Source organism: uncultured Chryseobacterium sp., assembly GCF_913776365.1.
Lineage (GTDB): Bacteria > Bacteroidota > Bacteroidia > Flavobacteriales > Weeksellaceae > Chryseobacterium.
This window is the reverse complement of the sequence record NZ_CAJYMO010000149.1, coordinates 1-9927: the sequence shown is the minus strand read 5'-3', so window position 1 is coordinate 9927 and position 9927 is coordinate 1. Positions and strand designations below refer to the sequence as shown.

Genomic DNA, 9927 nt, shown 5'->3' with positions numbered 1-9927 from the left:
ATTGGGATCATTCCAGTCCATTAAGCTGTGGAAAAAGTCAGGCTGAAAGAAATAGAATCCTGCCAGTCCGCCGATGAAGAGTACCGGAAAAATAATTTTCCCATTGATATAAGGCCGTTTCCACCTGCCTTATATCAATGGGAAAATTATTTTTCCGGTACTCTTCATCGGCGGACTGGCAGGATTCTATTTCTTTCAGCCTGACTTTTTCCACAGCTTAATGGACTGGAATGATCCCAATGAAGGGGAATTCCGGGCTTCTATTTTCTTCTTTATCCTGGTTAATATCATACTCTGCATTGTGACTTTCCTTAAGAACTTTTCACTGATTCCGCTGATCGGGTTGAGTTCATGCCTGTACCTGCTGACCGGAATGAGCCACGACAACTGGTTCTGGTTCGGATTATGGTTTGCCATCGGATTGATTATTTATTTCTGCTACGGATACAGGAACAGTAAACTCAGAAAAATCTAATTTTTTTTCTGTCATAAAGATAATATCCGGAGGCCTTGGTTCTCCGGATTTTTATTTAAAATTTGGCGGGTTTATTGCTTTAGGATTTTTAGAATATAACCTATAATGCCATGTCTGAAAGAATTAAAACATACAAGGAATTTTACCGGTTTTACCTTACTGAACACCGCAAAACCGGAACCCGTGTCTTTCATTTCCTCGGTATCCTGCTGGTATTTTTTGTCATCGGCTATGTCATCAGTTCAGGCAAAGAGCGGTTCCTGTGGTACATCCCGATTTTCGGATACGGGTTTGCCTGGCTCAGCCACGCATTCATCGAAAGAAACAGACCAGCCACGTTCAGGTATCCGCTCTGGTCACTGATTTCGGATTTCAGGCTGTTTTTTGAACTGCTTACGGGAAAAGAAAAATTCAGCAGTCCTGCCACTCCGCCGGAAAACAACAGAATTTAAAGAGGCATATCGCTATAATGACGTCGGGCTAAAGCCTGACGTCATTGATTGATGCAACGCGCTTATTGTGAACTCAAATCATATTTGATTTAAGATAAATCCTTATTTAAATTTTTTCTTAAAGCTGTATTTCAGCATATTCATCAGGCCGGGTTCAATAATATCTATGCCCAAGCCGAAATTGCTGTCCGCTATGGTATGATGGTCTGCCCTGAATTTTTCGAAATCTTCTTTCGGAATTTCAAGATTTACCGAAGGGTTGTATTCAATGGTGACCACAGCTCCGTTTTTACTGATTTTCTTACGGCTGGTAAAATCAAAATATGGGTTGTGGATCGTACTTTCCTGCGCGGTGTATTTCTCTTCGGTATCGATTTTCTGATCAGTCGATAAACTGATCTCATACCGTTCACTATCGAAATTATGCCAGAACTGCAGGTCTTTGTGTATAAAATCGCGTGCACTGGCTTTTATGACATTCCGGTCAAAATACATCAGGAACCTGTTGTTTTTCTGATCGGTAAAATACGGGTTTTCAACTGTAGCCCTGTACCGGATCGTGAATTCATTGCGCTTCTTATCATCACCGGTTACCTCAATAGACGGATCCTTAAAAACATCCCGGATATCGGTACCATTCCGGTCACCTGAATAATTGAGGCTGTAAAAAAGGAAGTTGTTCCAGCTGTCGATGATTTCCCGTTTATTGGTGTTCCTGAAGTACCTTCTCATGGCATTGGCCCTGTTACCCTTGTAGGTTGTTGTCAGTACCAGGGTTCCCTGGTTATCCTTCACACTGAAATCTATTTTTTCATCAATACAGAAGTACGGATAAGTATAAGGTTTCCGGTGGCTGAGTTCCTGATCTTTCTTAACCTCCAGATAATGCATAAAATAAATAAACCCGCGGTTTTCCGGCAGCCCGAATTCATCCCGCACCGTAGCATCCACAAAATATTCCGCTCCATTGTAGTTAATCTTTACAATGGCATGATTGAAAGTAAGCAGTGAAGGCAGGTAATATTTGATATAAAAATCAGTATGGAAATTGACCAGGATGATGGAAGAATCCACACCGATGTAATCCAGGATCGCTTTCAGCAGTACCGATTTGGCCTTACAGTCACCCTGCTTGTTTTCATAGGTAACTTCCGGCTGTTGCGGCCGGTGGCCGTTCATTTCATCAGCATTGAAAATATAATAGATGTTATTCTGCACATATTCGATGGCAAACTGTATTTTTTCACCGGTGTCCGGGATTGCATCCAGTTTCTCAATGATATTCGGGGCAAAATCCCCGAGGGAAGTTTTGGCAAAAATCCCGTCATAAATCGGTGCGATATAGTTGGAAAGCTCCTTCCATTCACCAGCGGTGGCGAAATCGATATACGGGAAAATCTCGCGGCTGGCATCTACGGGATTGATGTAGTTTTCCGCCCGGTAGACAAATTCTTCCCCTTTACCGATGTAATGGGTTTCCGGTTCGAGCACATTTCCGTTTTCGTCACGGAAGAACGTCTTCCTGCAGGCGATCGGTTGTTCACGGTCATTGATGAAAGTAAAAGAATAGCTTCCGTAGGCCCAGTAATTATCCGGGCTTACCCAGACGTATTTTGCAAATTCCTTTCTCAGGAAATCACGCTCCGTAAATACTTTAACCCTGGAATCTTCCATGATCAGGATATCATTGAGCCTGAGGTCTTTTATGGTAATATTGATTTTTTTATTGCTGCTCAGGATCCCGCCGCTGCTTTGATTTTCGCTGTCAAGAACCTTTATTCTGGTATCGGGAATTTTATCGATCAGGACGCCGTCTCTTACCACGCTGATGCGGTGGATATGGTAAACTTCGTTTTCTTCCACCACGACATCGGAAACCGAAGCCCTTTCGAGATTGGCAGGCTCATTCAGCGTATAGGCTATACAAAGGTATTCGCGGTTTTCCGTATTGCCGGTACGGTATTTTTTATCTAAAAAATAACAGAAATCCTTTCCCTGATCGATCTGGTGCTTTGCAAATTCAGATTCTTTAAGCCTTTCCAGAAGTTCTCCGTCATCATTATTTCCCGTCCATACATCCGGTTTTCCGATCCTGTAATTTTCAATTTCAAGCTGATTTTCCATATTCTTTTTGCTGATTGTACAATTTGGTATTTAAAAAGGAAGGTCAAATTAGGAATTTAATCGTAAAAAAACAAGAGCAAAGATATAGGGATATTTCTGTACTGCCGCAGATCTTATCATCGTAGCTTTCAGAAAAAATCCTTTTCAGCCGACTAAAAAGGATTTTTTCTGATCTTCATCAATACTGATGATTACAGGATATTTCCGGAACAGCGGATAGCAATTCCAGCGTTTTTCATCAGAATCCTTTCTTTTTAGGCGGATCGGTTACCTGTACATATTCGTCCATCTTCTGGGTCGCTGCCATGGATACCACAAGGTCGTTCAGCATAGAGCTTGCAGCGGTAGGTGAATTGGGAAGCAGGACCAGGTTGCTCCTGTTGTTGGCTCCGATAGAACTTAAGGTATCATAATGCTGGGTCACCACGATCAGTGCGGAAGCTTCCTGTGCATTGATGTTGGCAGCATTCAGCATTTTCACGGATTCTTCCAGCCCTTTGGCAATTTCCCTTCTTTGGTCGGCAATCCCCTGCCCCTGAAGCTTCTTTGATTCTGCTTCAGCTTTGGCAACGGCTACGATCCGTATCCTCTGGGCTTCGGATTCATATTCGGCGGCGGTTTTTTCCCTTTCGGCTGCATTGATCCTGTTCATGGCGTGTTTTACCTGTTCATCCGGGTCAATGTCAGTGACCAGAGCCTTAATGATATCATAGCCATAGCTCTGCATGGCCTCCTGCAATTCACTTTTTACTGCAATGGCGATATCGTCCTTCCTTACAAAAACATCGTCAAGCTTTGTTTTCGGCACTTCGGCACGCACGACGTCAAAGACATAGGACGTGATCTGGTTTTCAGGATTTTCCAGCCGGTAATAGGCATCCTTTACATTTTCACGGATCACCTGATACTGTACGGAAACCTTCATTTTAATAAATACATTGTCCAGCGTTTTGGTGTCTATGATCACATCCAGCTGCTGTATCCTGAGGTTGAGCCGTTTGGCAATCTGATCCAGAAACGGGATTTTCAGGTGCAGCCCTGCGTGGCTCACCTTTAAGAATTTCCCCAGCCGTTCCACAATCGCAGCGGATTCCTGTTTTACGGTAAAAAATGAAGCGAATAAAGTAATAAGGCCGATGAAGACCAGTATTCCTGCGTACACCATAATGTTTATTTTATTGGTTTTTTGTAAGATACGGATTTATTTTTAAAATCGAAAGCGGGTGTTTGCGCGGGATCAATGGTCAATCCGCTGCGCTGGTCAATGGTCAATTCTTAACTCAGCCTGTAATTCACCGCTGGCGCAAGCTTCCGGGCTTGTGCCCATTAGAAAGCCAGACTCAAATTCAACGTCTGCCTTTTGTCAATGGTCAATCCGCTGCGCTGGTCAATGGTCAATTCTTAACCTTAGCATGAAATTCACTTGCGAAGCAAAATTCACCTTTCACAATTTGTCAATGATCAATCCGCTGCGCTGGTCAATGGTCAATTCTTAACCTCAGCCTGAAATTCACTTGCGAAGCAAAATTCACCATTCACGATTTGTCAATGGTCAACCCGCTGCGCTGGTCAATGGTCAATTCTTAATCTCAGCCTGAAATTCACTTGCGAAGCAAAATTGACTTGCAAAGCAAAATTCACCTTTCACCATTCACCCTTCAGACTGTCATTCCGATGTCGATGCCTTTTATTTTGCGGTAGAGGTCGGTAGCATAGTTGTCGGTCATCCCGGACACGAAATCGATCACCCCCAATACTTTCTGGTAATCGGTTCCCTCTTTATATACAAATTGCTGCGGAATCAGTTTCAGGGCTTTCTTATCGTAAGCTTTTCTTTCGTCTTCATGCTTTATGATCGACGGGATGAAATGGTCCAGCAATTCATACATGACATTATAGCCGGCATTTTCAATTTCCACAACGGCTTTATGGTTGTAGATCTTTTCAATGGAAAAACTTTCGATATCCTGCAGGGTCTTGTTTTCAGATTTGTAGAGATCCAGCAGGGCATGCTCAAGGTTTCCTTCGAGGATCTTGCCGATAGTAAGCTTGTATATTTCCACAGACCGGTTGATGAGTGCATTGATGACTTTTGCCCTCAGATACGAAATCTGTTCGTTTTCATTGGAAATCGAACGCAGTTTGTCTTCGATCCTCCGGATATCGTCGCTTTCGGATTTTACCAGCTCAAAGAAAAGGTTCTTACAATCGGCAGTGGAGACGATGCCCAACCGGTGGGCATCTTCCATATCGATGATGTTGTAGCAGATATCGTCGGCTGCTTCCACCAGCCATACAAAAGGATGTCTCTTAAAAATGAACGGTTCTTCACTTTCGGTTATCATCCGGGTTTCTCCGGCGATTTCCAGGAAGATGTCCTTTTCATTCTGGAAGAACCCGAACTTCTTGCGGTGGAGAATGCCTTTATTCCGGGCAATAGCCTCGCAAGGGTATTTGGCGATGGCGGCCAGCGTGGAAAAGGTAAGCTGGATGCCGCCTTCATCTTTTCCCTGCTGTTGCTGGGCCAGTACGCGGATGGCATTGGCATTCCCCTCAAAATTTACCAGGTCGGCCCATTCTTTCTCACTGAATTTCGGCTTCAGGTCAGATTCATTCCTCTCAAAATAGCTGGCAATGGCATCTTCGCCGGAATGTCCGAAGGCAGGGTTCCCTACATCATGGCACAGGCAAGCTGCGGCAATTACATTTCCCAGGCTATGAAGATAGAAGCTTTTGGCTTCTTCGGTAAGGTCATTTCTGAAACGTTCGTGCAGGTGTTCTCCCATGACGCTTCCCAGGCTGCGCCCTACAGAGGAAACTTCCAGCGAATGCGTCAGGCGGTTATGCACGAAGGCACTTCCCGGCAAAGGAAATACCTGTGTTTTGTTCTGTAGCCTCCTGAAGGCAGAGGAAAAAATAATTCTGTCGAAATCCCGCTGAAAATCGGTCCGGGATGCTTTGGTAGGAGAATTATTTCCTGTGCGCTGATTAGTGAAAATCCGGTTTAGATCCATCATGTTTTGTAATCGGTTATGTTTATTTGGATTGAAAAATATACTGAAATATTGCAGAATAGCCAAATAAAAAAAACAGTATGATTGTTTAAATTATGATCTATGAAAAAACCTGCTGCTCCTTCTATTCCCTGTTGTCCTGCTGCATGCCCGGGACCCTTGTTTCGACGACGGCCGGAAACAGTACCGCTCCGGGACAGGCCTTTTGCCGTCTGCGGAAACGGAAACGGAAAAATCCGTCATATCCCGTAATTCAGGGCCTATTATGTTCCGGAAAAATTAGGAAATACTGACCTATGAGCAAGGCGAAATGTCTATGATGAAGCATTAAACCTTACTTTATCAGCTGATTATAAAAACAGACTGGCCATATCTGAAGGTTATTTCAACAAGCAGTTTGCCTGCCTTTGCTTCCAGAAAAAAAGGGAATCACTGTACGCCGTTACTGAGAATGCATTCGGGTACGGTCTGCTTGAAATAAAAAATAAACCCCGACAGCCTATTATACAGGATTCAGCAACAGCACCCGCCTCAACAGGATCCGGAACAGCCGGTCGATCAGGAATAAGAAACTTATGGTATCCGGAGCTCAGGCCTACCGGCTGAAAAACGATTTCCGGTCTTTCCTCATAAAAAATTTTTATAGAAAGATCAAAAAAAATCCCGATGGAAAAACATTTTACATCCCTTACTTTAAAAATGCAGGCGGTGGCAGAATAATTGCAACCTATGAAAACGGAAAATGGTCTTTACCGAAGACCAGGAATATAAAGTGTAAAGCTATGCCAGAAGGTCCCGTTATTGTCATCATGAAAGATAATCTGCAACAGTTTATCGGTAAGAAAGTTTCCGAAGCCCACGGAAAAGCAAAATTCGACATGTCCGTGCTTTCAGGAAAGATCTTGAAGGACATCCGGATTTTCGGGAAGCAGACCTATCTGATTTTTGATGATTTTGCGATCAGGATTCACCTGCTGATGTTCGGATCCTACAGCATTAACGAAGAAGCAAGACCGGAAGACCGGCTTCACCTTTCGCTTATCTTCGAGGATTCCTCCGTTTACTTCTACACCTGTAATGTAAGGCTCGTCGGGCTGGATCACCTGGATGCGATTGATTGGGAAGCCGATGTGATGAGCGATGCCTGGAATCCGGAAAAAACAATGCAGAAACTGAAATCGAACCCGGAAATGATGGCGTGTGATGCCCTCATGGACCAGGATATTTTTTCAGGTGTCGGCAATATCATTAAAAATGAAGCCCTGTTCAGGATTGCGGTGCAGCCTGAAAGCCTGCTGGGCCATATGCCGGATGAGAAACTGAATGACCTTATCACTGAAGCCCGCAACTACAGCTTTGATTTCCTAAAATGGAAAGAGGATGGCACGCTCCAGCAGCACTGGCTGGCCCATACCAAAAAGATCTGTCCGATCTGTGGGGAAAAATTAGTGAAAAAGCAGACCGGGCTGATAAGCCGGAGAAGTTTCTTCTGCGAAACCGACCAAACCCTATACTGATTTTTCCAAATCATTTTGTTGTATTGATCAGAATACAAGCATCACCCATCTCCGGTATAACAACCATTGCCAAATGCTTTTTATGACCGTTATAAGGAATGAAGCATCAGTGCGATCCCATTTTTGAATACACATTAATGATAATGACGCCCGCCAGAATCAGGATAATCCCGATCACCGCCGGCAGATCCGGCATCTCCCCAAAGGCAATGATGCCGATAAGCGTGATGAAAACAATCCCGATTCCTGACCATATCGCATAGGTGATGCCGACAGGAATCTCCTTCAGGGTCAGGCTCAGGAAATAAAAAGCAGCCGCATACCCGGTCACGGTAATAAAGGACGGAACAACTTTTGAGAAACCTTCCGATTTTTTCAGAAATGTTGTGGCCACAATCTCAAAGACAATAGCCAGCAGCAAATAAAAATAACTTTTCCCCATTGAAATCAATTTACTGTTCAAGATAAAAAAATTTGCTAAGATATTGTACTCAGGGTGATGATATGAACCTATTTTATTAAAAAAAACAGTCCTCATATCAAAAACGAGTGAAATAATATAACCTGTTTCAACATCTTATGCATCTCCTGTTTTCTTTTTTTGGATTATAAAGTTAAAAACAGAAACGCAACAGCTTTTGAAGGATTCATAATTTTTTACAGATAAGACAATAAAATTATAAATAAATTTTTGATTTTATATTAAATTTATATAAATTAAATATTGCTAAAACTTAATTTTAAACCTTGTAAAATACTGATATACATCATGATTATTTGTTTGCCCGCTATTATTTTAAGTTGTAATATTGCAGTACAGAATTAGCAATAAAACAGCAAATAATTAAAAATACAATAATATGTTAACTTACATTGGAATCGCAACATGTTTAGTCGTTTTTGCTTCTTATTTCGCAACAGTGAAAAAGGAACAGGGAAACTAATCGCAACGGAAACCGGCAGATTATTCTGCCGACGGAAAAACACAAATACCATTATATTGTTTATGACCACAATCCCGAGGGATTGACCGCTCTTTTACTCAACACGGGTAAAAGAGCATCAAAAAACACAATTTTCACTAAGGATAATTTTTTAATTTTTATTATAGCCGATAGGGCCGGACTTTTTTAGTCCGGCTTTTTTGCTTTCTATGCTTATCTTTGCCTAAATTTTAACGGCTTATGAACCTGTACAACCTCATCATCCAGGATAAAGAAGAAATATGGCTGGACGAAGTTTTCCTGAGCCTGCACAACCGGGAGCAATGTACCCAACTCATCAAGGAGCACAGGCATATTGCAGCCTTGCAGGAATTCGGCCTTCCCGTAAACCATAAGGTACTGCTCCGCGGAAGCTCCGGCTGCGGGAAAACGATGACCGCTAAAGCCATAGCCCACGCACTGGATAAAAACATCATCATCCTTAACCTCAGCAACATCATTTCCTCCCGGATCGGCGAAACCTCCCAGAATATTAAAATGATTTTTGACAAGGCTTCCCGGGAACGCTCGGTCCTGTTCCTCGATGAACTCGACCAGATCGGGAAAGCACGGGGCAGCGACGACAAAGATGTGGGCGAGATGCGGAGGCTGGTGAATACCCTGCTTCAGCTGATCGACTATTATCCCACAAACTCCCTGCTGATCTGCGCCACCAACCACGCTGAAATCCTGGATACCGCCCTGCTCCGCCGGTTCCAGCTGAATATTACCTATGAACTGCCTTCCCGGGAATTTCTCGACGGCTATTACGACAGCCTGTTGGCCAGGTTCCCTGAAGAGTTCCGTATTATCAGCCGCCGATATGGCATTTCTTTCGCTGAAGCCAAGGATCATGCCTTCACCCTTGTGAAAGCACAGCTGATCCGGAAACTGGAAATGTAGCCATGCAGCGCGGATTGGATAGCGCGGATTTGCAATCCGTGCTATCTTTGCTGTAAAGTCAACTATCAAATAATAATATGATGACCGTAAACTTCGACGATATTGAAATCCTTGCAACCGACGATGGCGGAGGAAACATCTATTATCATAATGATGAACCTTTTACAGGTCTGATAGTAGAATACCATCACGGAACACTGATTGGTGAAATCACCGTGGTAAAAGGAAGTAAAAACGGGAGGATTGCACTATATTACGATAACGGCCAAATTCAGCAGGAATATTTTCAGCGTTATAACCGACCATACGGCATTGCCAAAGAATGGGACGAAGCGGGAAACCTGCTGCAGCAGCACGATTATGGCCCAGAATATCATTTTGGTCCTGACCTGTGAAAACTGTCCAATCCACGTGATGTGCCCGGCATTATTAGAATAAAAAACGAATGATTAAAGAATA

General features: G+C 43.2%; 9 protein-coding genes. 5 read left to right on the top strand and 4 right to left on the bottom strand.

Going from position 1 to position 9927, the window contains the following annotated elements; all coding sequences use genetic code 11:
- Positions 1-220: 220 nt before the first annotated feature.
- Together QZ735_RS07530 and QZ735_RS07525 are read left to right on the top strand one after the other, a co-directional pair.
- Positions 221-475 carry an amino acid permease C-terminal domain-containing protein gene (locus QZ735_RS07530; protein WP_294246362.1) on the top strand — a complete coding sequence of 85 codons (255 nt, stop codon included), beginning with the start codon at positions 221-223 and terminating at the stop codon, positions 473-475.
- Positions 476-585: 110 nt separating this feature from the next.
- Positions 586-927 carry a DUF962 domain-containing protein gene (locus QZ735_RS07525; RefSeq protein ID WP_294246359.1) on the top strand — a complete coding sequence of 114 codons (342 nt, stop codon included), beginning with the start codon at positions 586-588 and terminating at the stop codon, positions 925-927.
- 102 nt (positions 928-1029) lie between these two features.
- On the opposite strand, the gene QZ735_RS07520 is transcribed toward QZ735_RS07525, so the two are convergent.
- The 3 genes from QZ735_RS07520 to QZ735_RS07510 form a co-directional block, all read right to left on the bottom strand.
- Positions 1030-3051, bottom strand: coding sequence for a hypothetical protein (locus tag QZ735_RS07520; RefSeq protein WP_294246356.1), 2022 nt, complete (start codon positions 3049-3051; stop codon positions 1030-1032).
- A 238-nt stretch (positions 3052-3289) separates the two neighbouring features.
- A complete protein-coding gene (locus QZ735_RS07515; protein WP_294246353.1) occupies positions 3290-4216 on the bottom strand; it encodes an SPFH domain-containing protein in 927 nt (308 codons plus the stop codon).
- Between the two features lie 493 nt (positions 4217-4709).
- On the bottom strand, positions 4710-6065 hold the full coding sequence (locus QZ735_RS07510; RefSeq protein ID WP_294246368.1) for a deoxyguanosinetriphosphate triphosphohydrolase: 1356 nt from the start codon (positions 6063-6065) through the stop codon (positions 4710-4712).
- 782 nt (positions 6066-6847) lie between these two features.
- On the opposite strand from QZ735_RS07510, the gene QZ735_RS07505 reads away from it, so the two are divergent.
- Entirely contained in the window at positions 6848-7582 is a 735-nt protein-coding gene (locus QZ735_RS07505; RefSeq protein ID WP_294246350.1) for a DNA-formamidopyrimidine glycosylase family protein, read from the top strand.
- Positions 7583-7688: 106 nt separating this feature from the next.
- Here the strand turns inward: QZ735_RS07505 and QZ735_RS07500 are convergent, their stop codons facing one another.
- A complete protein-coding gene (locus tag QZ735_RS07500) occupies positions 7689-8024 on the bottom strand; it encodes an SMR family transporter (protein ID WP_294246365.1) in 336 nt (111 codons plus the stop codon).
- 742 nt (positions 8025-8766) lie between these two features.
- Between QZ735_RS07500 and QZ735_RS07495 the strand changes: the two genes are divergently transcribed.
- Entirely contained in the window at positions 8767-9468 is a 702-nt protein-coding gene (locus QZ735_RS07495; RefSeq protein WP_294246348.1) for an AAA family ATPase, read from the top strand.
- 77 nt (positions 9469-9545) lie between these two features.
- Positions 9546-9863 (top strand): hypothetical protein, encoded by a 318-nt coding sequence (locus QZ735_RS07490; protein ID WP_294246343.1) that lies wholly within the window; start codon positions 9546-9548, stop codon positions 9861-9863.
- The last annotated feature ends 64 nt before the right edge of the window (positions 9864-9927 follow it).

Excerpts from the sequence above, each read along its gene's own strand:
- QZ735_RS07530 (WP_294246362.1), top strand. The coding sequence starts at position 221 with ATGGACTGGAATGATCCCAATGAAGGGGAATTCCGGGCTTCTATTTTC.
- QZ735_RS07525 (WP_294246359.1), top strand. The coding sequence starts at position 586 with ATGTCTGAAAGAATTAAAACATACAAGGAATTTTACCGGTTTTACCTT.
- QZ735_RS07520 (WP_294246356.1), bottom strand. The coding sequence starts at position 3,051 with ATGGAAAATCAGCTTGAAATTGAAAATTACAGGATCGGAAAACCGGAT.
- QZ735_RS07515 (WP_294246353.1), bottom strand. The coding sequence starts at position 4,216 with ATGGTGTACGCAGGAATACTGGTCTTCATCGGCCTTATTACTTTATTC.
- QZ735_RS07510 (WP_294246368.1), bottom strand. The coding sequence starts at position 6,065 with ATGGATCTAAACCGGATTTTCACTAATCAGCGCACAGGAAATAATTCT.
- QZ735_RS07505 (WP_294246350.1), top strand. The coding sequence starts at position 6,848 with ATGCCAGAAGGTCCCGTTATTGTCATCATGAAAGATAATCTGCAACAG.
- QZ735_RS07500 (WP_294246365.1), bottom strand. The coding sequence starts at position 8,024 with ATGGGGAAAAGTTATTTTTATTTGCTGCTGGCTATTGTCTTTGAGATT.
- QZ735_RS07495 (WP_294246348.1), top strand. The coding sequence starts at position 8,767 with ATGAACCTGTACAACCTCATCATCCAGGATAAAGAAGAAATATGGCTG.
- QZ735_RS07490 (WP_294246343.1), top strand. The coding sequence starts at position 9,546 with ATGATGACCGTAAACTTCGACGATATTGAAATCCTTGCAACCGACGAT.